The 24,044-nt window shown below is 71.8% G+C and carries 27 protein-coding genes; 18 read left to right on the forward strand and 9 right to left on the reverse strand.

Going from position 1 to position 24,044, the window contains the following annotated elements; all coding sequences use genetic code 11:
• Positions 1-104 precede the first annotated feature (104 nt).
• Genes ACFUUZ_RS22560 through ACFUUZ_RS22575 form a run of 4 tightly spaced genes read left to right on the forward strand, consistent with a single transcriptional unit; the run spans position 105 to position 3,123 of the window.
• Positions 105-1,334, forward strand: a complete 1,230-nt coding sequence (locus ACFUUZ_RS22560; RefSeq protein WP_378699266.1) for a hypothetical protein — start codon at positions 105-107, stop codon at positions 1,332-1,334.
• 24 nt (positions 1,335-1,358) lie between these two features.
• Positions 1,359-1,973, forward strand: a complete 615-nt coding sequence (locus ACFUUZ_RS22565; protein WP_378699268.1) for an acid phosphatase — start codon at positions 1,359-1,361, stop codon at positions 1,971-1,973.
• Positions 1,970-2,455, forward strand: a complete 486-nt coding sequence (locus tag ACFUUZ_RS22570; protein WP_378699270.1) for a GNAT family N-acetyltransferase — start codon at positions 1,970-1,972, stop codon at positions 2,453-2,455. The genes ACFUUZ_RS22565 and ACFUUZ_RS22570 overlap by 4 nt, the downstream gene beginning before the upstream one ends.
• Complete coding sequence (locus tag ACFUUZ_RS22575) at positions 2,455-3,123, forward strand: endonuclease V (protein WP_378699272.1); 669 nt, start codon at positions 2,455-2,457, stop codon at positions 3,121-3,123. Before ACFUUZ_RS22570 ends, ACFUUZ_RS22575 begins: the two co-directional genes overlap by 1 nt.
• 1 nt (position 3,124) lies before the next feature.
• Here the strand turns inward: ACFUUZ_RS22575 and ACFUUZ_RS22580 are convergent, their stop codons facing one another.
• Positions 3,125-3,514, reverse strand: a complete 390-nt coding sequence (locus tag ACFUUZ_RS22580; protein WP_378699353.1) for a hypothetical protein — start codon at positions 3,512-3,514, stop codon at positions 3,125-3,127.
• A gap of 114 nt (positions 3,515-3,628) precedes the next feature.
• Between ACFUUZ_RS22580 and ACFUUZ_RS22585 the strand changes: the two genes are divergently transcribed.
• Positions 3,629-4,582: a diacylglycerol/lipid kinase family protein gene (locus ACFUUZ_RS22585; RefSeq protein ID WP_378699275.1), complete on the forward strand. Its 954-nt coding sequence runs from the start codon at positions 3,629-3,631 to the stop codon at positions 4,580-4,582.
• Between the two features lie 246 nt (positions 4,583-4,828).
• Positions 4,829-5,083, forward strand: a complete 255-nt coding sequence (locus ACFUUZ_RS22590; RefSeq protein WP_011211115.1) for a WhiB family transcriptional regulator — start codon at positions 4,829-4,831, stop codon at positions 5,081-5,083.
• Between the two features lie 100 nt (positions 5,084-5,183).
• Here the strand turns inward: ACFUUZ_RS22590 and ACFUUZ_RS22595 are convergent, their stop codons facing one another.
• Together ACFUUZ_RS22595 and ACFUUZ_RS22600 are read right to left on the reverse strand one after the other, a co-directional pair.
• Entirely contained in the window at positions 5,184-6,698 is a 1,515-nt protein-coding gene (locus ACFUUZ_RS22595) for a sensor histidine kinase (RefSeq protein WP_378699277.1), read from the reverse strand.
• 13 nt (positions 6,699-6,711) lie between these two features.
• Positions 6,712-6,927 (reverse strand): biotin/lipoyl-binding carrier protein, encoded by a 216-nt coding sequence (locus tag ACFUUZ_RS22600; protein WP_378699279.1) that lies wholly within the window; start codon positions 6,925-6,927, stop codon positions 6,712-6,714.
• A 93-nt stretch (positions 6,928-7,020) separates the two neighbouring features.
• Between ACFUUZ_RS22600 and ACFUUZ_RS22605 the strand changes: the two genes are divergently transcribed.
• Positions 7,021-7,095 (forward strand): 50S ribosomal protein bL37, encoded by a 75-nt coding sequence (locus ACFUUZ_RS22605; protein ID WP_110293457.1) that lies wholly within the window; start codon positions 7,021-7,023, stop codon positions 7,093-7,095.
• A gap of 67 nt (positions 7,096-7,162) precedes the next feature.
• On the opposite strand, the gene rsrA is transcribed toward ACFUUZ_RS22605, so the two are convergent.
• The gene (gene rsrA / locus ACFUUZ_RS22610) at positions 7,163-7,465 is read right to left on the reverse strand and encodes a mycothiol system anti-sigma-R factor (RefSeq protein WP_378699281.1); all 303 of its coding nucleotides are present in this window, start codon (positions 7,463-7,465) and stop codon (positions 7,163-7,165) included.
• On the reverse strand, positions 7,462-8,106 hold the full coding sequence (locus tag ACFUUZ_RS22615) for a sigma-70 family RNA polymerase sigma factor (RefSeq protein ID WP_378699283.1): 645 nt from the start codon (positions 8,104-8,106) through the stop codon (positions 7,462-7,464). Before ACFUUZ_RS22615 ends, rsrA begins: the two co-directional genes overlap by 4 nt.
• Positions 8,107-8,304: 198 nt before the next feature.
• Here ACFUUZ_RS22615 and ybaK point away from each other — a divergent pair, with 198 nt between their 5' ends.
• On the forward strand, positions 8,305-8,796 hold the full coding sequence (gene ybaK / locus ACFUUZ_RS22620) for a Cys-tRNA(Pro) deacylase (RefSeq protein ID WP_378699285.1): 492 nt from the start codon (positions 8,305-8,307) through the stop codon (positions 8,794-8,796).
• 201 nt (positions 8,797-8,997) lie between these two features.
• On the forward strand, positions 8,998-9,273 hold the full coding sequence (locus ACFUUZ_RS22625; RefSeq protein WP_378699287.1) for a hypothetical protein: 276 nt from the start codon (positions 8,998-9,000) through the stop codon (positions 9,271-9,273).
• A gap of 3 nt (positions 9,274-9,276) precedes the next feature.
• Here the strand turns inward: ACFUUZ_RS22625 and ACFUUZ_RS22630 are convergent, their stop codons facing one another.
• A complete protein-coding gene (locus tag ACFUUZ_RS22630; protein ID WP_378699289.1) occupies positions 9,277-10,050 on the reverse strand; it encodes an SOS response-associated peptidase in 774 nt (257 codons plus the stop codon).
• Positions 10,051-10,217: 167 nt separating this feature from the next.
• Between ACFUUZ_RS22630 and ACFUUZ_RS22635 the strand changes: the two genes are divergently transcribed.
• From ACFUUZ_RS22635 to ACFUUZ_RS22670, 8 genes are all read left to right on the forward strand, one after another.
• Positions 10,218-11,726 carry an aldehyde dehydrogenase family protein gene (locus tag ACFUUZ_RS22635; protein ID WP_378699290.1) on the forward strand — a complete coding sequence of 503 codons (1,509 nt, stop codon included), beginning with the start codon at positions 10,218-10,220 and terminating at the stop codon, positions 11,724-11,726.
• Between the two features lie 130 nt (positions 11,727-11,856).
• Complete coding sequence (aroA, locus tag ACFUUZ_RS22640) at positions 11,857-13,167, forward strand: 3-phosphoshikimate 1-carboxyvinyltransferase (protein ID WP_378699291.1); 1,311 nt, start codon at positions 11,857-11,859, stop codon at positions 13,165-13,167.
• The gene (gene rsgA / locus ACFUUZ_RS22645) at positions 13,116-14,165 is read left to right on the forward strand and encodes a ribosome small subunit-dependent GTPase A (protein ID WP_378699355.1); all 1,050 of its coding nucleotides are present in this window, start codon (positions 13,116-13,118) and stop codon (positions 14,163-14,165) included. The genes aroA and rsgA overlap by 52 nt, the downstream gene beginning before the upstream one ends.
• Before the next feature lie 88 nt (positions 14,166-14,253).
• A complete protein-coding gene (locus tag ACFUUZ_RS22650) occupies positions 14,254-14,724 on the forward strand; it encodes a Panacea domain-containing protein (RefSeq protein WP_378699292.1) in 471 nt (156 codons plus the stop codon).
• A 440-nt stretch (positions 14,725-15,164) separates the two neighbouring features.
• Positions 15,165-15,503, forward strand: coding sequence for a DUF732 domain-containing protein (locus ACFUUZ_RS22655; protein ID WP_378699293.1), 339 nt, complete (start codon positions 15,165-15,167; stop codon positions 15,501-15,503).
• Between the two features lie 72 nt (positions 15,504-15,575).
• Complete coding sequence (locus ACFUUZ_RS22660; RefSeq protein WP_378699295.1) at positions 15,576-16,214, forward strand: CatB-related O-acetyltransferase; 639 nt, start codon at positions 15,576-15,578, stop codon at positions 16,212-16,214.
• A 57-nt stretch (positions 16,215-16,271) separates the two neighbouring features.
• A complete protein-coding gene (locus ACFUUZ_RS22665; protein ID WP_378699297.1) occupies positions 16,272-16,844 on the forward strand; it encodes a hypothetical protein in 573 nt (190 codons plus the stop codon).
• Positions 16,845-16,870: 26 nt separating this feature from the next.
• Positions 16,871-17,554, forward strand: coding sequence for an AIM24 family protein (locus tag ACFUUZ_RS22670; protein ID WP_378699298.1), 684 nt, complete (start codon positions 16,871-16,873; stop codon positions 17,552-17,554).
• On the opposite strand, the gene ACFUUZ_RS22675 is transcribed toward ACFUUZ_RS22670, so the two are convergent.
• From ACFUUZ_RS22675 to ACFUUZ_RS22685, 3 genes are all read right to left on the reverse strand, one after another.
• On the reverse strand, positions 17,542-18,546 hold the full coding sequence (locus ACFUUZ_RS22675) for a Fic family protein (protein ID WP_378699299.1): 1,005 nt from the start codon (positions 18,544-18,546) through the stop codon (positions 17,542-17,544). The genes ACFUUZ_RS22670 and ACFUUZ_RS22675 overlap by 13 nt on opposite strands.
• Positions 18,547-18,771: 225 nt before the next feature.
• The gene (secA, locus tag ACFUUZ_RS22680) at positions 18,772-21,618 is read right to left on the reverse strand and encodes a preprotein translocase subunit SecA (protein WP_378699301.1); all 2,847 of its coding nucleotides are present in this window, start codon (positions 21,616-21,618) and stop codon (positions 18,772-18,774) included.
• Positions 21,619-21,799: 181 nt separating this feature from the next.
• Positions 21,800-22,477 carry an Rv3235 family protein gene (locus tag ACFUUZ_RS22685; RefSeq protein ID WP_378699303.1) on the reverse strand — a complete coding sequence of 226 codons (678 nt, stop codon included), beginning with the start codon at positions 22,475-22,477 and terminating at the stop codon, positions 21,800-21,802.
• Positions 22,478-22,654: 177 nt separating this feature from the next.
• Between ACFUUZ_RS22685 and ACFUUZ_RS22690 the strand changes: the two genes are divergently transcribed.
• Positions 22,655-24,037 (forward strand): wax ester/triacylglycerol synthase family O-acyltransferase, encoded by a 1,383-nt coding sequence (locus ACFUUZ_RS22690; protein ID WP_378699304.1) that lies wholly within the window; start codon positions 22,655-22,657, stop codon positions 24,035-24,037.
• The last annotated feature ends 7 nt before the right edge of the window (positions 24,038-24,044 follow it).

The raw sequence follows: 24,044 nt of genomic DNA on the forward strand, positions 1-24,044 counted from the left end.
GGCGCACCCCGCACGGGTGCGCCGGCGGACCCGTCTCCGTACCCCGAAGGCGAGCCACCTCCGCAGCGCCGGGCGCTGCGAACTCCTGCGCTACGCTCGCGGGCGTGCTCGAACCCGAGCGGCGGACCCGCGCCGACCTCATGACCGCCGCCGGGATCGCCGTGCTCGCGCTGCTGGCCGCCCTGGCGGTCTGGGTCGGCTCGGACGCGCGGCAGACCGACTCGGCGACGGCGGCGACGACGCTCGCGCCCCCGCCCGCGGCGGGCACCGTCCCGACCGCGCTGCGCGAGCTGTGGCAGGTCCCCGACCCGGTGTCGGACCGGGTCCTGATCTCCGGCGCGGTGCTGATCACCGGCGAGGGCGGCACCGTGACCGGCCGCGACGCCACCTCGGGCGCCGAGCTCTGGCACTACCGCCGCGACCTCCCGCTCTGCGGCCTCGAAACCCAGTTCGGCACCGTCATCGCCACCTACCGCGCCGACCGCGGCTGCAGCGAGACCACCATGCTCGCCGCCGACACCGGCGCGCGCCGCACCGCCCGCAGCAGCTACCTGGACGGCGCCGTCCAGCTCACGGTGGACGGCACCTACACCCTGGCCAAGGGCGACCGCAGGCTCGAGGTCTGGCGCTCGGACCTGGTGCGCACGCTGGAGTACGGCTACGTGGACGCCCCGGTGAACGTGAAGACCCAGCCCAGGCGCGGCTGCGAACTCCGCTCGGCGGCCTCGTCGGCGTCCCGGCTCGCGGTGCTGGAGCGCTGCCCCGAGGACGCCTCGACCCGGCTCACCGTCCTCGACCCGGCGCCGAAGGACAACACGGTCCCGGAGGAGTTCGGGTCGAGGGTGCTGACCAGCCCCGGCGCCGACGCTCCCGGCGCGCGGGTGCTCGCGGTGACCGACAACCGCATCCTGCTCGCGCTGCCCGGCGGGCCAGGGCCGGACGGCACCGTCGCGACGCCGCGGCTGGAGGTCTACGACGGCACCGGCAACGGCGTCGCCACGCACGAACTCTCCTCGCCGCTCGCCGAGTCGGCGACCCTCACCCGGATCGGCTCGGCCGCGCTGCTCTTCACCGGCAACAGCGTGATCGCCCTGAACCTCACGACGTTCGACCCGCTGTGGGTGGCCACCGAGGCGATCGGCTCCCCCGCGACGATGGCGGGCAGGCTGCTGCTGCCCGCCCCCGGCGCCATCCTGGTGCTCGACCCCATCACCGGCGAGGTGCTCGGCCGCATCCAGGTCGAGCGCGGCGCCGACGCGGGCCCGGTGGCGCTCGCGGTCTCCGGCTCGACCGTGCTCGAGCTGCGCAACGGCCGGGTGCACGCCCTCGGCTGAGCGCCGCGGGACATGATGGGAGCCATGTCAGCTCTCGACGAGGCCAGGCTGGTGCTGCTCCGGCACGGCGAAACTCCGTGGTCCACGCTGCGCAAGCACACCGGCCGCACCGACCTGCCGCTGACCGCGCTCGGCGAGCGGCAGGCCGCGGCCGCGGCGCCGGTACTCGCCGGGCTCGCGCTGCGCACCCCGCTGGTCCTGACCAGCCCCAGGCAGCGCGCGCGGCACACCGCCGAGCTGGCCGGGCTCGCCCCGGACGCGGTGGACGGGGACCTCGCCGAGTGGGACTACGGCGACTACGAGGGCCGCACCACCGAGGAGATCAGGGAGACCGTCCCGGACTGGACCATCTGGACCGGCGCCGTTCCCGGCGGCGAATCGGCCGCGCGGGTGACCGCGCGAGCGGACGCGGTGCTGGCCATGGCCGTGCCGCTGCTGCCGGAGCGCGACGTGGTGCTGGTCGGCCACGGCCACTTCTCCCGCGCCCTGATCGCGCGCTGGAACGAGTTCCCGATCGTCGAGGGGCGCCGCTTCTCGATGTCGACCGGCGGCATCTCGGTGCTCGGCTTCGACCGCGACGTCCGCACTCTGCGCGCCCACAACCTGGTCGGCACGACCGCAGAAGGAGCCCCCGAATGATCCGCCGCGCGGTCCCCTCCGACATCCCCGCCATCGTCGGCCTGGTGCACGACCTCGCCGAGTACGAGAAGGCCGCCGACCAGTGCACGCTGACCGTGGAGCAGCTGCACGGCGCGCTCTTCGGCCCCGCCCCCGCGCTCTTCGCGCACGTGGCCGAGGAGCCGGACGGCCGGGTGGTCGGCAGCGCCATCTGGTTCCTGAACTTCTCCACCTGGGACGGCGTACACGGCATCTACCTGGAGGACCTGTACGTCACGCCGGAGGCGCGCGGCAGCGGGCACGGCAGGGCGCTGCTCGCCGCGCTGGCCGCCGAGGCGGTCGACCGCGGGTACAGCCGGGTGGCCTGGTCGGTGCTGACCTGGAACACCCCGTCGCTGGAGTTCTACCGCGCGCTCGGCGCCGTCCCGCAGGACGACTGGATCGGCTACCGGCTCGCGGGCGCCGCGCTCACCGAGCTGGCCGCGGGCGCGGACCGGGGCTGATGCGGCTCGACCCGCCGGAGTTGCCCGGCGACGCCGACGCCGCCGTCGCGCTGCAGCAGCGGCTCCGGCACGAGGTGGCGATCACCCCGCTCCCCGACGGCATCCGCGCGGTCGCCGGGCTGGACTCCGCCTACACCGACGCGGGCGCGGTGGCCGCCGCGGTCGTCGTGCTGGACCTGGCCGCCCTGACCCCGGTCGCCACCGCCGTCGCGCACGGCCACACCGACTTCCCCTACCTGCCCGGGCTGCTCGCCTTCCGCGAGCTCCCCACCGCGCTGCGCGCCATCGAGCAGCTCGCAGGCCCGCCGGACGTGCTGGTCTGCGACGCGCACGGGCTGGCGCACCCGCGCCGGTTCGGCCTCGCCTGCCACCTCGGGGTGCTGACCGGGCTGCCCGCGATCGGGGTCGCCAAGAACGCGTGGGGCGAGCACGCCGAGCCGGGCCCAGAGCGCGGCGCCGCCGCGGACGTCACGGTGGACGGCGAGGTCGTCGGCCGCGCGCTGCGCACCAGGGACGGGGTCAAGCCGGTGTACGTCTCGGTCGGACACCGCGCCGACCTGGACTCCGCCTGCGCGCTGGTCCTCGCCCTGACCCCGCACTACCGGCTGCCGGAGACCACCCGCGCGGCCGACCGGCTGTGCCGGGACGCGCTGCGCACCGGCCCCTGACTCAGGGCGCCTCGACCTCGTACTCCTCGGCCATCCAGCGGTTCGTGCCCGGCGCGAAGAGCAGGACGAGCGCGGCGACCACGACGACCCCGAGCACCCCGCCGAGCAGCGGCTGGTGCGAGTCGGTCAGCAGCGACCAGGTCACCGGGAGCAGCAGCACCTGCGCGATCACGGCGATGGCCCGGCCCCAGCGCTGCCCGGCCAGCAGCCCGATCCCGGCGGCGAGCACCGCGCCGCCGAGGATGCCGAACCAGGCGGCGGTGCCGTACCCGCTGGCCTGGCTCTGGTCGTGGCCCTGCAGGCCGCGCACGACCAGCACGACGACCACCACCACCGCTACCGCGCCCTCCAGCGCCACCAGGGCCCCGGCCCCGCGCACCGAGTTCGGTATCGCGGCGCGCGCGCCCTTCGCGGGCACCTCGTTCTCGTCGCTGTCGACCACCCGCTCAGCCTAGCGATGGCCGCCCCGGTGCCACCGGCGTGATCGGCCAACTAGGCTTCCGGTGTGCGGACGCTGCTCATCGTCAACCCCAACGCCACCTCCACCACCGCCGCGACCCGCGACCTGCTGGCGCACGCACTGGAGAGCCGGACCCAGCTGACCGTCGCGCACACCCAGCACCGCGGCCACGCGGCCGAGCTGGCGCAGTGGGCGTCGACGAACGAGATGGACCTGATCGTCGTGCACGGCGGCGACGGCACGGTGAACGAGACCATCAACGGCTTCCTCCCGCTGCCCGCGGTCGACGACGGCCAGGCCTGGCTGCCCCGCTTCGGCGTGATCCCCGGCGGCTCGGCCAATGTCTTCGCCCGCGCGCTCGGCATCTCCCCCGACCCGGTCACCGCGACCAACCAGCTGATCGGGCTGCTCGGCACCGGCTCCGACCGCAGGATCGGGCTCGGCCTCGCCGAGGACCGCTGGTTCACCTTCAGCGCGGGCGTCGGGCTGGACGCCGACGTCTGCCAGGCGATCGACGCGAGCCGGGCCAGGGGCAGGGCCGCGACCCCGGCGCGGTACGTCCGGACCACGGTCCGCGAGTTCTTCCGGGCGAAGGGCAGGGAGCCGCGGGTGCGGCTGCACATCCCCGGCCACGCACCGATCGACGATGTGCATTACGCCTTCGTCACCAACACCACACCCTGGACCTACCTGGAGAGCACCCCGGTGCACACCAACCCCGGCACCAGGTTCGAGACCGGGCTCGGGCTCTTCGCGGTCCGCACCACCGCCGTGCTGCCCACCCTGATGCTCACCGCGCAGCTGCTCCGACCCGAGGGAAACCCCAAGTCACGCAACCTTTTCCGGGACGACGACGTGAAGTCGGTGCGGGTCGAGGCGCACGAGCCGATCGGCCTGCAAATCGATGGCGACTACCTCGGCAAACGCACCGCGGTCGAGTTCACCGCGGTGCCGGACATGCTCGGCGTCGTCGCGCCGCCGCCCCTCGCGCGGGTGTGATCCCCGCCAAACCCGCATGGTTGGGCTGCAGAAACCGGGTATAGCGAGTACAAAGGACCGAGCAGGATCCCCGAGGGGTTCCTTCGCAGCGTGAGCTTCCACACGGTGCACCGCGGACCTATTGACATCTACGGTGTTCGTGAAAGCATTCACAAGCAACCGTGCGGAAACATTCGATACGCACAAGTGAACTGATCACCAACAAACCAAAGCGTCTTTCGGGGCGCCCAGACAAGGAGCAGAGGAATGGACTGGCGCCACAAGGCCATCTGTCGCGACGAGGACCCCGAACTGTTCTTCCCGGTGGGTAACAGTGGTCCTGCGCTCGCGCAGATCGCCGATGCCAAGCTGGTCTGCGCTCGCTGCCCTGTCACCGCCGACTGCCTCTCCTGGGCCCTGAAGTCCGGGCAGGATGCCGGCGTGTGGGGTGGTATGAGCGAGGACGAGCGCCGGGCGCTGAAGCGTCGCAACGCCCGCACCCGCACCCGCACCGTCGTCTAGTTTCGACGACCGGCCGAACCCGAGCCCAGCCCGGCTCGGTGGCGGCCACTGGGCCCGGCACCCCCGTGGTGCCGGGCTTCTCTGTTCTCGCGGCGGTTTCCTACCGCCCCGGCCGCCTGCCGAGCGGCACCCGGAGCACCGCGTCGGTGCCGATGTCGGCGCCGGGGTGCAGCCCGATCGAGCCGCCGAGCTCGGCGGTGACCAGGGTGCGCACGATCTGCAGCCCGAGCCGGTCCGACGACTCCAGGCTGAAGCCGGGCGGGAGGCCGCGGCCGTCGTCGCTGATGATGACGTCGAGCCAGCGCGCCGAGCGCTCCGAGCGGATGGTGACGGTGCCGTTCTCGCCCGCGTCGAAGGCGTGCTCGATGGCGTTCTGCACCAGCTCGGTCAGCACCATGACCAGCGGCGTCGCCCGCTCCGCGGAGAAGACGCCGAGCGAGCCCGCGCGCCGCACCTTGATCCGCGCGGTGTGCACGGTGGCCACGTCGGCCATGATCGGCAGCAGCCGGTCCACCACCTCGTCGAGGTCGACCTCCTCGTCCACCGACATGGAGAGCATCTCGTGCACCGAGGCGATGGAGGTCACCCGGCGCACCGACTCGGTGAGCGCCACCTGCGCCTCGGAGTTCTCGGTGCGGCGGGCCTGCAGCCGCAGCAGCGCCGCCACGGTCTGCAGGTTGTTCTTCACCCGGTGGTGGATCTCCCGGATGGTGGCGTCCTTGCTGAGCAGCGCGCGGTCGCGGCGCTTGACCTCGGTGACGTCGCGGACCAGCACCGCGGCGCCCGCCAGCTCGCCGTGCGGGCGCAGCACCAGGGTGCGCAGCAGCACGGTCGCGCCGCGCGCCTCCACCTCCATCCGGCGCCCGGTGCGCCCGGCCAGCGCGGCCTGGATGTCGCCGACCACCTCCTGCGCGTCGAACGGGTCGGTGACCAGCGAGCGGGTGGTGATGGCGAGGTCCTGCCCGGCCAGGTCGCTCTGCAGCCCCATCCGGTGGTAGGCGGAGAGCGCGTTCGGGCTGGCGTAGACGACGGTGCCGTCGGTGTCCAGCCGGATGAAGCCGTCGCCCGCGCGCGGGCTGGAGTGCGTGGCCGCGCGGTCCTCGGTGGTCGGGAAGGTGCCGTCCGCGATCATCTGGCACAGGTCGTCGGAGCAGGCCACGTAGGCGGTCTCCAGCGCGCTGCGGGCCCGCGAGCGCTGCTGGTCGGTGTCCCGGCTGAGCACTGCGATCACGTCGTCGCCGCAGCGCACCGGGATGGCCTCGCGCACCGCGTGCGTGGGGTGCGGGTGGTAGACGCCCTGCGCCTCCACCTCGCTGTCCGCCCGCACGATCTGCCCGGTGCGCAGCGCCTCGAAGACCTGGGCGTGCTCGTCCCTGGAGGCGGCGGTGCCGACCCGGTCCTCCAGGTGCACGGTGGGCGCGGTGGTCGGGCGGCACTGGGCGACGCAGACGATGTCGGCGCCGTCGTCGATCGGCCCCGCCCCGACCCAGAGCAGCAGGTCGGCGAAGGAGAGGTCGGCCAGCAGCTGCCAGTCGCCCACCACCCGCTGCAGGTGGTCGACGGCGAGGCCGGGGAGGTCGGTATGTTCCGCGAGCAGCTCGCTCAGGGTGGCCACGAATATCCCGGATTCAGGAGATGACGGCGATCAGGTCGCCCTGCTGCAGGACCTGGCCCGGCTGGACCGCGATCGCGGTGACCTCGCCGTCGGACTCGGTGATCACCGGGATCTCCATCTTCATGGATTCCAGCAGCACGAGGGTCTGGTCGGTCCGCACCGTGTCACCCACCGCGACCTCGACGGTCAGCACCGTGGAGACCATCTCCGCCCGCACTTCCTCAGCCATGACACCCCATCCTCGAATCGCCCCATCCGCTGCGGATACAGCCAACCACACGTGGAAGAATGGCCGCGAATCACGTCAGAAGGGAGACTACCTATGGGTAAGCGCGGACGTAAGAAGCGCAGCCGCAAGGGGAACGCGGCCAACCACGGCAAGCGGCCCAATTCCTGAACCGCGGCCGGAACGCACGAGCGGCACGCCCCTCCACCGGAGGGCGCGTGCCGCTCGTTTTTCGTCGTCAGCCCTGGTCGGTGCTCTCGATCCGGGTGATCGTGACCGACCGCCTGATCTCCAGCGTCAGCCGGTCGCGCAGCGACTCCGGCGCCCGGTCGCCGCCGCACTTGCGGCTGAGCAGGCTCTTGATCTTCTCCTCGATGCCGTACGCCTCGATGCACGGCGAGCAGTGCTCCATGTGGTGCTGCAGCCTGGCCCTGGTCGCGGCGTCGCACTCGCCGTCCAGCATGAGCCAGACGTCGGTGAGGACCGCGGTGCAGTCCAGCTCCAGGTCGGGTTCGGGCGTGCCCTCGTCCAGCTCGCTCACTGCCTGACCTCCTGCCGATCCGCCCGGTTGAACCCCCGCTCGCGCGCCACGTCGGCGAGCAGCCCCTTGAGCTGCTTGCGGCCGCGGTGCAGTCGGGACATCACCGTACCGATCGGAGTGCCCATGATCTCGGCGATCTCCTTGTACGGGAAGCCCTCCACGTCGGCGTAGTACACCGCCATCCGGAACTCCTCGGGGAGTTCCTGCAGCGCCGCCTTGATGTCGTCGTCCGGCAGCGCGTCCAGCGCCTCCACCTCCGCCGAGCGCAGCCCGGTCGAGGTGTGCTCGGCCGTCGCCGCGAGCTGCCAGTCGGTGATCTCGTCGGTGGGGTACTGCGCGGGCTGGCGCTGCTTCTTGCGGTACGAGTTGATGTAGGTGTTCGTCAGGATCCGGTAGAGCCAGGCACGCAGGTTGGTGCCCTCCTTGAAGGACTTGAAGCCCTGGAATGCCTTGACGAAGGTCTCCTGCACCAGGTCCTCGGCGTCGGCCGGGTTCCTGGTCATCCGCAGCGCGGCGCCGTAGAGCTGGTCGAGCAGCGGGAGCGCGTCGCGCTCGAACCGCTCGGTCCGCGCGGCCTCGCTCTCCTGCCCGGCGCCGCTGTCGTCCGCGGGGCCGGCTCCGGTGTCATCGTCGCTCGTCACACGAGTCCTCTCGGTCGCCGTACCCGCCAAATCTACCGGCAGGGCCGCGGCGGCCGGGAACCGCAGGTCATTCGGCGAAGCCGGGACCCACGCCGGGCGTTCCTCGACCAGAACGGGCACCACTCCTCCTTCGGTTGGTTCGCTCTCACGGCGTGCAACAGGCGAGCATCGTCCCGTGTTCCCGCTACCGTTGCGCGCATGGCCGGAGCCGCAACCCCCGCGATCAAGGCCCTGTCCGCCGCCGGTGTCCCGCACCGGGTGCACGCCTACAGCCACGACCCGCGCTCGGACAGCTACGGCACCGAGGCGGTCGACGCGCTCGCGGGCAAGCTCGGCATCGCCGCCGAGCAGGTCTTCAAGACCCTGGTGATCAGCCTGAACACCGGCGGGCTCGCGGTGGCGGTCGTCCCGGTGCCGCGCTCGCTGGCGCTCAAGGCGGCGGCCGCCGCGCTCGGCGCCGCCAAGGCGGTCATGGCGGATGCCGCGGCCGCGCAGCGCAGCACCGGCTATGTGCTCGGCGGCATCTCCCCGCTCGGCCAGCGCAAGCGGCTGCCGACGGTGATCGATGAGACCGCGCTCGGCTGGGACCGGGTGCTGTGCAGCGCGGGCCGTCGCGGACTCGAGATCGAACTCGCTCCGACCGATTTGGTCCAGCTCACCGCCGCCCGGACCGCAGCCATCGCAGGCTGAGCCGGCCGAACCGGTCCGGCCGCCGCGGCCCGCACCGCGGCAATCGCCTGTGAGTACCGCCGCGCGGCGGCATCGGCGCCCATCCCGCCGGCGACCACTGCGCCGTGCTGATTCGCGCCGACGACCGCGATTCCGCCTCTGCCCTCGGGGTATACGTGATCCGTATCACCGCGTCCGTGCCGATCCGAGGAGTGATGTCGAATGTCCGCGTCCCGCCTGCTCGCCGCCCTGTGCACCGCCGCCGCGCTGACCGGGATGGCGGCCGCCCCGGCCACGGCCGCGCCCGCGGCGGCCCCGGTGGCCGACTTCCCGTTCGACGGCCAGGGCGCGGACGACGCCCCGAACCGCGGCGCCGACCCCGGCGACCGGGCCGCGGACTACGGCGGCAACCTGGCCGCCGAGATCATCGACCTGCTCGCCGACGCCGCCAAGTGCGGGCTCGCCGTCGCCAACCCGGCGGTGGAGTGCCCGCTGTAGCCCTCAGAGCAGGCTGATCTGCCCGGCCCGCTCGCTCGGGTCGACCGGCTCGAGCAGCTCGGGGCCGTTGTTCCGCACGCTGTTCACCAGCGGCGAGACCGGGCGCGGCACGATGTCCGCGACCGCGTCCGCGGCCGGGGTGGCGAGCAGCTCGGCCGGGGCCGGGTGGTCCGGGTCGAGCCAGGCGTCCCAGTGCTGGCGCGGCATGGGCAGCGGCATCCGGTCGTGGATGCGGGTCAGCTCGCCGACCGCGTCGGTCGTGAGGATGGTGCAGGAGAGCAGCGGCGCGGAGTCCGGCGCCGCGCGGTCCCGCCACACCGACCACAGCCCGGCCATGTAGAGCCGCTCGCCGTCGGCCTGCGCCATGAAGTACGGCTGCTTGGCGGCCTTCCCCTTCCCGGCGCCGGGCTCGACCAGCCACTCGTACCAGCCGTCCATCGGCACCAGGCAGCGCCGCTTCTTGACGGCGTCCCGGAAGGACGGTGTGGTCGCGGCCTTGTCGGCCCTGGCGTTGAACAGCGGCTTCCCCTTGACCGGGACGCCGGGCTCGGCCGCCTCGGCCCAGAGCGGGATCAGCCCCCAGCGCATCCGGCGCACCCGCAGCCGCGGCTCGTCGTCCGGCTGCTCGTGGTCGTGCCTGCGCACCACCGCGAGCACCTGGGTGGTGGGCGCGACGTTGTAGTTCGGCGTGCTCTCGGTCGCCCCGACCTCGTCGATGGCGTCCAGCTCCGCTGCCAACCGCCCTGGATCGGTCGTGGTCGCATATCGTCCGCACATCCCTCGATAGTCCCACCGGGCGCCGACAGGTCGGGAAGAATCGACGACACCAGGGGTGACCTGGTGAGAAATATGGCCTAACATTCTCTCAGCGGTGGTGACGCACGCCACCCTCACGCCGGTCGCGCACCGACCGGCCACCCACGGCTACAAGGAGAAAACCCACCGTGACAACCACCGAGACCACCCCGGCCGCACCCGAAACGGCGCTGAAATCGGTCGACCCGGCCACGGGTGAGGTCATCGCCACCTATCCGATCGCCGACGCGGACGCGGTGCGCGCGGCCGTCGCCAAGGCCCGCGCCGCCGCCCCCGCCTGGGGCGCGCTGAGCTTCGACGACCGCCGCAAGGCGCTGCTGCGCTGGTCGACCCGGCTGGTCACCGAGTCGGACGCGTTCACCGACCTGATCCACCGGGAGACCGGCAAGACGCACGACGACGCCTTCCTCGAGCTCATGCTCGCGCTGGAGCACATCGCCTGGGCCGCCAAGAACGCCAAGAAGGTGCTCGGCCCGAAGCGCATCGCCTCCGGCCCGATGATGTCCAACTTCTCCGCGCGGCTGGAGTACCGCCCGCTCGGCGTCGTCGGCATCATCGGCCCCTGGAACTACCCGGTCTACACCCCGAACGGCTCGATCGCGTACGCGCTGGCCGCGGGGAACACCGTGGTGTTCAAGCCGAGCGAGTTCTCCACCGGCATCGGCAACTTCCTGGTCGAGGCGTTCCGCGCGGCCAACCCGGAGCTGCCGGACGGCGTCTTCGTCGCGATCAACGGCTTCGGCGCGACCGGCGCCGAGCTGGTCAAGGCCGATATCGACAAGATCGCCTTCACCGGCTCCACCGCGACCGGCAAGAAGATCATGGCGGCGGCCGCCGAGCGGCTCACCCCGGTGCTGCTGGAGTGCGGCGGCAAGGACGCGGTGATCGTCGCCGCGGACGCCGACGTCAAGGCCGCCGCCGACGCGGTGGCGTTCGGCGCGGCGGGCAACAGCGGCCAGACCTGCGCGGGCGTCGAGCGGGTGTACGTGGAGCGTTCGGTGCGCGAGCCCTTCGTGGCCGAGCTCACCCGGATCCTGAAGGGCGTCAAGCCGGGCTCCGGCGACGACGCCAACTACGGCCCGATGACCATGCCCAGCCAGATCGACATCGTGCGCAGGCACATCGACGCCGCGCTGGCCAGCGGCGGCAAGGCCGTGCTCGGCGGCCCGGAGTCGATCAAGGGCGCGTTCATCGAGCCGGTGGTCTTCGTCGACGTGGACGAGTCGTCGGAGGCGGTGGTCGAGGAGACCTTCGGCCCGACCGTCACCGTGCGCACGGTGGACAGCGTGGACGAGGCGATCGAGCTGACCAACAGCTCCAAGTACGGCCTCTCCTCCGCGGTCTTCTCCAAGAGCCGCGGGCTGGAGATCGCGCGCAGGCTGCGGGTCGGCGCCACCTCGGTGAACTCGGTGCTCGGCTTCGCCGCCATCCCGGGGCTGCCGTTCGGCGGCGTCGGCGATTCCGGCATCGGCCGGATCCACGGCGAGCCGGGGCTGAAGGAGTTCGCCCGCCCGCACTCGATCGCGATCCAGAAGTTCACCGTGCCCGGCATGGCGCTGCTCAGCTTCAGCCGGACCAAGTCCACCGTGAACCTGCTGCGCAAGGTCGTGCCGGTGCTGCACGGACGCAACAAGTAAGGGGTTCGACCGCCCCGGATACGGGCGGGGGTGCGTGGCGCGACAACGGCGTCGGCCACGCACTCCATCCACGGGCCGGAACCGTCGAGGGGCGGCTCCGGCCCGTACCGCGTCACGAGCCGGCACTCACATGGGAGAAGATGGACCGGTGAGTCTCTGGCCAGCGCCCCAAGTCGACGTCCCCGTGCACGCGACCGTGACCTTGCCCGGATCGAAATCGATCACCAACCGGGCTCTCGTACTGGCCGCGCTCGCCGACGGCCCCTCCACGATCACCGGCGCGCTGCGCAGCCGGGACACCAACCTCATGATCGAGGCGCTGCGCGCGCTCGGCGCCGACATCTCCGGCGCGGGCGACACGCTGGTCGTCACCCCTGCCCCGCTGCACGCGGGCACCGTCGACTGCGGCCTCGCGGGCACCGTGATGCGGTTCCTGCCGCCGCTGGCCGCGCTGTCCACCGGCGAGGTGCACTTCGACGGCGACGCGCAGGCCAGGGTGCGCCCGCTGCGCACCATCCTGGACGCGCTGCGCGAGCTCGGCGCCGACATCAGCGGCGACACGCTGCCCTTCACCGTGCGCGGCGCGGGCGCGCTGCGCGGCGGCCCGGTGACCATCGACGCCTCCGGCTCCTCGCAGTTCGTCTCCGGGCTGCTGCTCTCCGCGGCCCGCTTCGAACAGGGCATCACGGTGCACCACAGCGGCGCGGCGCTGCCCTCCATGCCGCACATCGAGATGACCGTGGAGATGCTGCGCCAGGCCGACGTCAAGGTGGAGGCGCCGGAGGACCCGCGCGCCCCGCAGACCTGGACCGTGCTGCCCGGCCCGATCCGCGCGCTGGACCGCGAGGTCGAGCCGGACCTCTCCAACGCCACCCCGTTCCTCGCCGCGGCCGCGGTGACCGGCGGCGAGGTGAGCATCCCGCACTGGCCGCGGATCACCACCCAGCCCGGCGACGTCATCCGGGAGATCGTGGTCCGGATGGGCGGCGAGGCCGGGATCGTGGACGGCGTGCTCACCGTGCGCGGCCCGGAGCAGCTCGCCGGAATCGACATCGACCTGCACGACGTCGGCGAGCTGACCCCGACCGTCGCCGCGCTCGCCGCGCTCGCCGACTCGCCATCCCGGCTGCGCGGCATCGCGCACCTGCGCGGTCACGAGACCGACCGGCTGGCCGCGCTCTCCACCGAGATCAACCGGCTCGGCGGCCGGGTCACCGAGACCGAGGACGGGCTGGAGATCGAGCCCGCCGAGCTGCACGGCGGCACCTGGCACTCCTACGCCGACCACCGGATGGCGACCGCGGGCGCGATCCTCGGCCTCCGGGTGCCCGACGTCCGGATCGAGGACATCGGCACCACCGCCAAGACGCTGCCCGACTTCGTCGCGCTCTGGGAGCGCATGCTCGACCCGGAACCGGCCGGACAGGGAGCCGCACGCTGAGCAGGCAGCGCCGCTCCGCGGCCGGGTACGACGAATCCGATGTCCGGATCCGGCCCGGCGGCCGGTCGCGCCCGCGCACCAAGACCCGCCCGCAGCACAGCGACGCCGAGCAGGCCATGGTCGTCGCGGTGGACCGCGGGCGCTGGGGCTGCGTGCTCGCGGGCGACCCGGAGCGGCGCCTGGTCGCCATGCGCGCCAGGGAGCTCGGCCGCACCCCGATCGTCGTCGGCGACCTGGTCGACGTGGTCGGCGACCTCTCCGGCGCCCCGGACACCCTGGCCAGGATCGTCCGGGTGGCCGAACGCTCCACCGTGCTGCGCCGCACCGCCGACGACACCGACCCGTTCGAGCGGGTCGTCGTCGCCAATGCCGAGCAGCTCTTCATCGTGGTCGCGCTCGCCGACCCGCCGCCGCGGACCGGCTTCGTCGAACGCACCATGGTCGCCGCCTTCGTCGGCGGGCTGCAGCCGGTGCTCTGCCTCACCAAGGACGACCTGGCCGCCGAGTCCGAGTTCGCCGCCGACTTCGCCGACCTGGACCTGATCATCCTGCACGGCGGCATCGAGGACCCGATCGAGCCGGTGCTCGACCGCATCACCGGGCGGCTCACCGCCTTCATCGGGCACTCGGGCGTGGGGAAGTCGACACTGGTCAACCGCCTGGTACCGGATGCCTTCCGGGCCGTGGGCGAGGTGTCGGGGGTGGGCAAGGGCAAACACACCTCCACCCAGTCGGTGGCGCTGCCGGTCCCCAGCGGCGGCTGGGTGATCGACACCCCCGGCGTGCGCTCCTTCGGCCTCGCGCACATCACCCCCGACGACGTCATCGCCGCCTTCAGCGACCTCGCCGACGCCATCGAGGACTGCCCGCGCGGCTGCACCCACCTCGGCCCGCCCGCCGACCCGGAGTGCGCGCTCGACGAGCTGCCCGGCACCGAGCGCCGGGTGGCCGCCATCCGGCGGCTGCTGGTGGCGCTGAACTCGAACGACCCCTGGTGACACCGCAAAACGGCAGCGCTGCACGGTTCCGGCCGTAAACTCGGCTTGCACGACACGGGGTGGGAACGTCGATGGGCAGGAGCAATGCATGGCAACGCCGGAACCCGTGCCCTGCTATCCGGCGCCGACCATCGCCCGCTGGTTCGTGGACTGGGCCACCACCGAGGACGCAGGCGTCTCCAACCTCAAGCTGCAGAAGCTGCTCTACTACGCCCAGGGGCACCACCTCGCCGAGTACGAGGCCCCGCTCTTCACCGACCCGGTGCAGGCGTGGCGCTCCGGGCCGGTGGTCCCGGCCGTCTTCCGCGAGTTCGAGGGGTTCGGCGCGGCCTGGGTGGTGCTCGCCGAGGACGACCCGTTCCACTGGGACGCCGTCGACGCCGACACCACCCGCTTCCTGACCAAGGTCTGGAACACCTACGGCGGCATCGCGGGGTGGAAGCTGCGGAACATGACGCAGGCCGAGCCCGCCTGGCAGGAGTTCGTCGACCAGGACGAGGGCAATGTGGAGATCCCGGTCGACGTGATCGCCAAGTACTTCCACGCCCGCCGCGGCTGAGCCGAAGGAAACTTGCAGACCGCCCGGCTTCTCCCGGGGCGAGGAAACCGACCGCACCGGCCTACCGGCGAGCCCCGACCACTCGCCGGTAGCCCCCCGAACAGTCGATGTCCGGACGGGTGAAACCGGTTTTCCGGCAGTCTTTTCCGTTACCGTTCGGACCGCCGCCTGGGTGAGTACCCGATCGGCGGCGCGCTCAAGCGTGCTGCTCTCGCTCGACAGAAAGTCGTCCCGTATGTCCGGATCGTCCGACCCCGCTCCGGATACCGAGGAGGACCGCACCGGGCCGCTGCCCGAGCTCTACGGTTCGCCCGCGTATCCCGTTCGGCCGCAACGCATGACGACGGCCGCGGTGCGGCCGTTCCACCCCGTGTACGGCGCTGTACCGCAGGTTCCACCGCTCCCCGGATAGCCGACCCGAACGCTCCTCGGAAGGACCCATGCGCATCCTCGTCACCGCGATCGCCGCGACCACGCTGCTGCTCGGCGGCGGCCCCGCCGCGCTCGCCGCCCCGGAGTCGAACATCGTGGGCACCGCGACCCAGCGCAGCGCCGCGGACCGGCAGTTCCTCCGGGACAGCCACTACGACGAGGAGACCAGCGCGGTGCAGGACGCGGCCATCCGGCTGGCGCACACCCAGTGCGACTACCTGACGGCGGTCGGCAACTCCCCCGACGAGCACATCTACCTGGCCGAGTCCGCGCGCGCGACCGTCGAGTTCCCCTACCTCTTCGTCTTCGCCGCGGTCGAGGCGTACTGCCCCGAGAACCGGGCCTGAGCCGAAAAACGCTGTCGCTCCCGGCGACCGGTGGGCTACCGTCCCGGTGCCCGCCGACGCCGAGGAGCGCCCATGCCAGCCCCCGATCCGACCACCATGCACCCGATGGCCGGGCAGCCGAGGGTGGTGCTGCTGAAACCGCTCGTCACCTCCCCGCTCATCGAGGTCGGCGAGTACTCGTACTACGACGACCCCGGCGACCCCACCGCCTTCGAGACCGCCAACGTGCTCTACCACTACGGCCCGGAGAAGCTGGTGATCGGCAAGTTCTGCGCGCTCGCCACCGGTGTCCGGTTCATCATGAACGGCGCCAACCACCGCATGGACGGCGTCTCCACCTTCCCCTTCCCCACCATCGGCGGCGGCTGGGCCGAGCACGTCGACCTGCTCATGGAGCTGCCGAACCGCGGGGACACCGTGCTCGGCCACGACGTCTGGCTCGGGTACGGGGTCACCGTCATGCCCGGCGTCCGGATCGGCCACGGCGCGATCGTCGCCGCGGGCTCCGTCGTCACCCGCGACATCCCCGACTACGCCGTCGCAGGCGGGAACCCGGCCCGAGTGCTGCGCAAGCGCTACACCGACAACGACATCGCCCGGCTGCTCGAGCTGGCGTGGTGGGACTGGCCGATCGAGCAGCTCAGTGCGCGGGTTCGGGTGCTGATGTCCGGCAGCGTCGACGACCTGGTCGCCGCGCCGCCGGTAAACTGAGGTCGAATCTTAGTTGGTTCGCATCTCAGTTTGGAGCGACCATGGAGTGCGCCGGTCATGGCGGCGCTCGGCTCCTGCGACCGCCCGTTCTTCGGTCGTGCGACGAAGATGACGGTCGAGCCGCTGAATGTCGCGGACGTGCAGGCGATGACCGGGCTCGATGCCGCCACCGCCATCGATGCCGCCTCCATCACCGGCGGCTTCTCGGAGATAGTCCGCTCCTGGCAGCCGGAGCGGAGCCGCCTCGACTTCCTGCGGGACGTGGTCACCGACCCCTGGCTCCGCTGCTGGTCGTCGGTGAGCTCTCGCTGCTCGGCGGAGTTCCCGGAGGGGCAGCGGGCACGAACCGTGCTCGAGGCGATCGGCAGCGGCGAGCGCACATTCAGCGCGATCGCCGCCCGTGCGGGCGGAGCGGGCGCGCTGCCCGCGAGCACGCTGCACTTCGCCGGATCGATCAAGTGGCTGGAGGACCGCCCCTTCGACCGGCACGACTACGACGCGCTCACCCGCTCGCTCCCCGGCATCGACCGCGACACCGCGCGGGTCGCGGTATCCCGCGCCGGTACGGCGGATCGGCTGCCGATCGATGAGCACTGGGGGCCGGAGGAGCTCGTGGCGGCCTGGCGGTAGCTCCCGCGCTCCGTACCCTGGAAACCATGCGAAGCGTACTGTTCGACCAGGCCAATCTCGAAGTGCAGGCGCAGCAGCGGTTCTCCCTGCAGAACTCCCAGATGCTGCGGGTGGGGCTCGGGCCGGATGTGCTGGCGGTGAAGGGGGCGATGGTCGCCTACCAGGGCGACATCCGCTTCGACCACCAGGGCTCCGGCAGCGTCGGGAAGCTGCTCAAGCGGATGGTCACCAACGAGGACGTGCCGCTCATGCGGGTCTCCGGGCAGGGCGAGGTGTTCTTCGCCAACCAGGCCGGGCACGTCTTCCTCATCGACCTCACCGGCGACGCGCTCAGCGTGAACGGCACCAACCTGCTCGCCTTCGACGCCGCGCTGGAGTGGGACATCAACCGGGTCAAGGGGGCAGGGTTCTTCACCGGCGGGCTGTTCAACACGACGGTCTCCGGCACCGGCACCGTCGCGCTCTGCGCGGTCGGCAAACCCGTTGTGCTGGATTGCAGTTCGCAGCCAACGTTCGTGGACACGCAGGCCGCGGTCGCCTGGTCGGCGAACCTGGCGCCCAAGGTGGTCTCCAGCATGAACCTCAAGTCCATGCTGCGCGGTGGGAGCGGCGAGGCGTTCCAGTACGCGTTCCACGGCCCCGGTTTCGTCGTGGTGCAGCCGTTCGAATGGGAGCCGCCGAGCAGCACGGACAGCAATCAGTCGGCGTAGGGGTCGCGGAGCGTGATGGGGGGCAGCGCGATCTTCGGGAAACGCGGGCCCGCGACGTAGTACCGGGCCCGCGTCCGGCCGACCGGTTCCAGGATCTGCCGACGCACGAGCTCGCGCAGATCTCGTTGCGCCTGCTGCAGGTTGAGCCCCTCGCTCTGCTCGTATCGGCTCCGCCGCACGCGGCCGGACATGGCGACATCGTGCAGCGCGGTCACGGAGCGTGTGTCCACCTGCTCCGCGGCGGCGAACTGCGCCAGCGTCTCCCACACCCGGCCGGAGCGCTCGAAGCGGGCGTGCACGGTCTGCGCCTGCTGGTGATAGGCGACCAGGTTGAAGCGCAGCCAATCCGCGACGTCCTGATCCGGCCGGTAGACCGCGCCGAGGCGCCCGAGTACGCCGTAGTACTCCCAGGTGTTGCCCGGTCTGCCGAGCCACGCCTCGATGGAGGAGAACTCCGGCGCCAGCACCCCCTCCCTGGCGATCATCAACGTCTGCAGCGAGCGAGACATGCGGCCGTTGCCGTCGGGCCACGGGTGGATCGCCACCAGGTGCAGATGCGCCATCGCGGCGCGGACCAGGGTGTGCGTGCCGTCCTCGGCCTGTAGCCAATCGACCAACTCGCGCATCAGCGCGGGCACCGCTTCGGCATCGGGGGCGGTGTAGGCGGCGATGCTCGGATCCCGTGCGTCGGTGACGTACACCGGGCCGCGGCGCCACTGGCCCGCGGGTTTGCGCACGGTGTGCCGGTGGCCCTGCAGCATCCAGTGCAGCGCGTTCAGAAAGCCGGTGCTGTAGGCGAAGTCGTCCGCGTCGTGCAGCGTCTGGATATAGGTCATCATGCGCTCGTAGGCGAGCGTCTCGTCCCGGTTCTCCGGCGACACGTCGACATCATGCTCACCCGCGATGAGGTCCTCGACATCGACCGTGGAGACCTTGAATCCCTCGATCGAGTTGGAGGCCGCGACCGCGTCAGCGGTCAGAAACTTGCGCAAGCCGCCCGTCCACGGAGCCGGAGCGTTCCGTAGTTGGTGACGCAGGCGCTCCCGCATGGCATCGACCTCGGCGAGTACGTGCTCGTCGTCGCTGGTCAAGACAGGGGTCGGAAAGAGCACACCGCTCACGATATGTTGACGCAATCATTACGTCAAACGCAGCCCCGGTCGAACGGGCGAGGGCGCCCACCGGGGTGGTGGACGCCCTCGTTCGAGACGAAGAATTCAGTGCCTGCGGCGGCTCTTCGGGCCGCGCTTCCCCCTGGACTCGGTGCGCGCCGCCTCCCGCCGCTCACGCCGGGAACCGGAGTTGTCCCCGCCGCCGTACTCCTCGGCGTCGGTGTGCACGGCGGTGCGGCCGCCCTCGTCCGGCCCGGAGTAGCTGAGCCCGCGGGGCCCGGACTCGTCGATGCCCTTCGCGAGCAGGGCGGCGGGGGCGCCGCTGGGCGCCGCCTGTGCGGCCGCTTCCTGGGTGGGGAGCGGGCGGGCGGGGGCACCGGCGCCGACCGGGGAGCGCAGGCCGGGGTCGACGGCGACACCGGCGGGCTGCGGCTGCTGCACCTCGACCTGGAGGTTGAACAGGAAGCCGACCGATTCCTCCTTCAGCCCCTCCAGCATGGCGGTGAACATGTCGAAGCCCTCGCGCTGGTACTCGACCAGCGGGTCGCGCTGGGCCATGGCGCGCAGGCCGATGCCCTCCTTGAGGTAGTCCATCTCGTAGAGGTGCTCGCGCCACTTGCGGTCCAGCACGGAGAGCAGGACCTGGCGCTCCAGGTTGCGCATGGCGCCCTGGCCCGCCAGGCCGTCGATCTCCTGTTCGCGCTTGGCGTAGGCCTCGTGCGCGTCGTCGAGCAGGATCTCCAGCAGCTCGTCGCGGCTCAGGTCACCGGCCTCGCCGACCTCGGTCTCGCCGGTCAGGTCCTTGTGGTTGAGCGCGATCGGGTACAGCGTCTTGAGCGCCGTCCACAGCTTCTCCAGATCCCAGTCCTCGACGTACCCCTCGGCGGTGGCGCCGTCCACGTAGGCGGTGATCACGTCGCTGATCATGCCCTGGACCTGGCCCTCCATGTCCTCGCCGCGGAGGATCCGGTTGCGCTCGCCGTAGATGATGGTGCGCTGCTGGTTCATCACCTCGTCGTACTTGAGCACGTTCTTGCGGATCTCGAAGTTCTGCTGCTCGACCTGGGTCTGCGCGCTCTTGATCGCCTTGGAGACCATCTTGGCCTCGATCGGCACATCGTCCGGCAGGTTCAGCCTGGTCATGATGGCTTCCAGGGCGGCGCCGTTGAAGCGTCGCATGAGCTCGTCGCCGAGCGAGAGATAGAACCGGGACTCGCCGGGGTCGCCCTGGCGGCCGGAGCGGCCGCGCAGCTGGTTGTCGATGCGGCGGGACTCGTGCCGCTCGGTGCCGAGCACGTAGAGCCCGCCCGCCTCGCGGACCGCCTCGGCGTCGGCCTCGGTCTGCTCCTTGACCCGCTCCAGCGCGGGCAGCCAGGCGGCCTCGTACTGGTCCGCGGTCTCGACCGGGTCCAGCCCCTCCTTGCGGAGCAGGATGTCGGTGATGATGTCCGGGTTGCCGCCGAGCACGATGTCGGTGCCGCGACCGGCCATGTTGGTGGCGACGGTGACGGCGCCGGGCCGCCCGGCCTCGGCGATGATCGCGGCCTCGTTCTCGTGGAACTTGGCGTTCAGCACGCTGTGCGGGATGCCGCGCTTGGTGAACTGCTTGGACAGGTACTCCGAGCGCTCCACGCTGGTGGTGCCGATCAGCACCGGCTGGCCGTTCTCGTGCCGCTCGGTGACGTCGTCGACGACCGCGGCGAACTTCGCCTCCTCGGTCTTGTAGATGAGGTCGGCCTGGTCCATGCGGACCATGGAGCGGTTCGTCGGGATCGGCACCACGCCGAGGTTGTAGATCTGGTGCAGCTCGGCGGCCTCGGTCTCGGCGGTGCCGGTCATGCCGGAGAGCTTGTCGTAGAGCCGGAAGTAGTTCTGCAGCGTGATCGTGGCCAGGGTCTGGTTCTCCGGCTGGATCTCGACCTTCTCCTTGGCCTCGATCGCCTGGTGCATGCCCTCGTTGTAGCGGCGGCCGACCAGGATGCGCCCGGTGAACTCGTCGACGATGATGACCTCGCCGTCGCGGACGATGTAGTCCTTGTCCCGGTTGTACAGCTCCTTGGCCTTGATGGCGTTGTTCAGGTAGCTGACCAGCGGGGAGTTCGCGGATTCGTACAGGTTGTCGATGCCGAGCTGGTCCTCGACGAACTCGACGCCCGCCTCGTGCACGCCGATGGTGCGCTTCTTGATGTCGACCTCGTAGTGCAGGTCCTTCTTGAGCAGCGGGGCGATCCGGGCGAACTCGGCATACCACTTGGAGGAGGCGTCGGCCGGGCCGGAGATGATCAGCGGGGTGCGCGCCTCGTCGATCAGGATGGAGTCGACCTCGTCGACCACGGCGAAGTTGTGCCCGCGCTGGACCAGGTCGTCCAGCGAGTGCGTCATGTTGTCGCGCAGGTAGTCGAAGCCGAACTCGTTGTTCGTGCCGTAGGTGATGTCGGCGGCGTAGGCGTGGCGGCGCTGCGCGGGCGTCATGCCGGAGAGGATCACGCCGACCTCGAGGCCGAGGAAGCGGTGCACGCGCCCCATCCACTCGGCGTCGCGCTTGGCCAGGTAGTCGTTGACGGTGACGACGTGCACGCCCGCGCCGGAGATGGCGTTCAGGTAGGCGGGGAGCACACAGGTCAGGGTCTTGCCCTCACCGGTCTTCATCTCGGCGATATTGCCGAGGTGCAGCGCGGAACCGCCCATGATCTGCACCTTGTAGTGCTTCTGGTTCAGCACCCGCCAGGACGCCTCGCGCGCCACCGCGAAGGCCTCGACCAGCAGGTCGTCCAGGTCCTCGCCGTCGGCATAGCGCTCGCGGAACTCGTCGGTCTTGGCCCGCAGCTCGGCGTCGGTCAGCTCCTCGATCTCCGAACCGTACGCGGTGACCTGGTCGGCGACCTGGCCGAGCCGCTTCACAACGCGACCTTCACCAATCCGTAGCAACCTCGAAAGTGTCAGCGCAGGCACGGGTCTCGTCAGTCCTCTGGTCGGTATGCGGGCGTGTCGTCCGGTCCGGCCGTCCGGCCGGGCCGTTCGGCGCGGCGACCCGCGACGTCATCGGCACGTTTCATGATAATGCGGCACCCATGGTAGGCGCCGACGCGCGGCGGGCGCCGAGGCGGCGGGACCCCACCGGACCGCTCCGGCCCTACCGTACCCGCAGCGCGCCGAGCCGCCAGCCGCCGCGGTGCGCGCGCAGGCAGGCGGCGATCGCGAAGGCGCGGTCGCCGCGGTGGTACCGGCCGAAGACCTCGACCCGGCCGTGCGCGCCCGGGGCGCAGCTGACCTTCTTCAGGGCGGCGGCGCCCAGCTTGCGCTCCCGGACCGAGGTGCGGGCGTAGGTCTCCAGGACGGCGACCACCTCGGGGTCGGCGATATCGCGCAGGTGCATGGCGCGGCGCCTGCCGTCCAGGGTCTCCAGCACCAGGCGCAGGGCGCGCTCGGCGAAGAGCTGGGCATCCCGCTCGGCGCGGGAGGGTGCGGGGTTCCGCTCGGCGCGCGAGGACGCGGGATTCCGCTCGGCGCGCGAGGGCGTGGCGGGCCGCCCCGGCGCGCAGGGCGGGGCCTGCCGTCGGCTGCGCACCGAATTCGCCTGCCGCCGCGCGGGCGCACCTGCCTCCGGCACCGGCCGCGTCGCTCTGCTGGGCGCACCCGCCCGCGTACCTTCCGCGGTAGTAGTGCGCGGCGCGGTGGCGCCCGGCGGCGCCTGCCCCGCCTGCGCGCGCGGCACGCCTTCCGCGGCCACCACCCCGCGCGGCCGCGGGCGCAGCCGACGCAGCGGCGGCTCCCCGTGCGGCGCGCACGACACCGAAACCCTGCTCTCCATACCGAACCCCCCGGTTCCCGGATCGAGTCCCCCGACTCGGTTCGCGACATCCTGCCACGCGCCCCCGCCTCGGTAAAGACTGACGGGGGGCACACGACGAACTCACAGGCTACGAGCCAAAACGCTGTCCTGCCCGCACAATGGGGCGGCAGGCCATCGGAAGGAGCAGCGGACAGCGTGATCACCAGACTGACGGCGCAGGACGCGTCGTTCCACCGTCAGGAACAGAGCAGCAACCCCGTCTACATCGGTTCCCTCGCCATCGTGGAGAGCCCCCTGGACTACGACCGCCTGCTCGACCTGGTGGAGACCAGGCTGGCGATGGTGCCGCGGTACCGCCGCAAGGTGCGCGAGATCCCGCTGGCACTGGGCAGACCGGTGTGGGTGGAGGACAGCACCTTCGACCTCACCTACCACATCCGGCGCTCCGCGCTGCCCGCGCCGGGCAGCGACGTCCAGCTGCACGACCTGGTGGCCAGGCTCGCCTCGCGCCCGCTCGACCTGGACCGCCCGCTCTGGGAGATGTACCTGATCGAGGGGCTGGCGGGCGGCCGCGCCGCGGTCTTCACCAAGACGCACGCGGCGCTGGTGGACGGCGAGTCGGCGCTGGAGATCGGACACGTGATCCTGGACGATGGCCCCGACCCGCGCGCCCTCGCCCCTGACTCCTGGCACCCGCCGCGCGAGCCGGGCGACGCCGAGCTGCTGGCAGGCGCGCTCAGCCACCTGGCCGCGCAGCCGCGGGAGGCGCTGGAGGTCGCCAGGGACGCGAGCGCGGCGGCGTTCACCGTGCTCGGCGCGGCGAGCCGGGCGGTGGACTCGGTGGTGTCCGCGGTGCGCACCGCCGCCGCGGGCGCGCCGGACAGCCCGCTGAACGCCAGGATGACCAGGAACCGCCGCTTCGCGGTGGTCCGCACCGAGCTGGCCGACTACCGTCGCATCCGCGCCCGCTTCGACTGCTCGATCAACGACGCCATCCTCGCGGTGATCACCGGGGCGCTGCGCGAGTGGCTGCTCTCCAGGGACCAGGCCGTCACCGAGTCGACCACCGTGCGCGCGGTGGTGCCGATGTCGGTCTACTCCGACGAGCCGCCCGGCGACATCGCGGGCGAGGTCTCCTCGTTCCTGATCGACCTGCCGGTCGGCGAGCCGAACCCGGTCATGCGGCTCTCGCACATCACGCACGCCACCGCGGCGGCGGGCAGGCAGCGCCGCGGGGTGCGCGCCCGCACCCTGGTGCACCTGGCCGGATTCGCCCCGGCCAGCCTGCATGCGATGAGCGTGCGGGCGGCGAGTACGTTCGCAGAGCACACATTCAATCTGGTGATCACCAACGCGCCGGGTCCGCAGTCCCCGATGTACATCGCCGGGGCGCGGATGCTGGAGATGTACCCGGTGTCGCCGCTGCTGCGCAACCAGGCGCTGAGTCTCGGGCTGACCTCCTACGACGGGCGGGTCTGCTACGGGCTCAACGCCGACCGCGACGCGATGGCGGATCTTCCGGTGCTGGCCGCGTCGGTGCACGAGTCCCTGGAGGAGCTGCTCGGTGCCTGCGCCTGACGACCGC

The organism is Nocardia sp. NPDC057353, assembly GCF_042667085.1.
Classification (GTDB): domain Bacteria; phylum Actinomycetota; class Actinomycetes; order Mycobacteriales; family Mycobacteriaceae; genus Nocardia.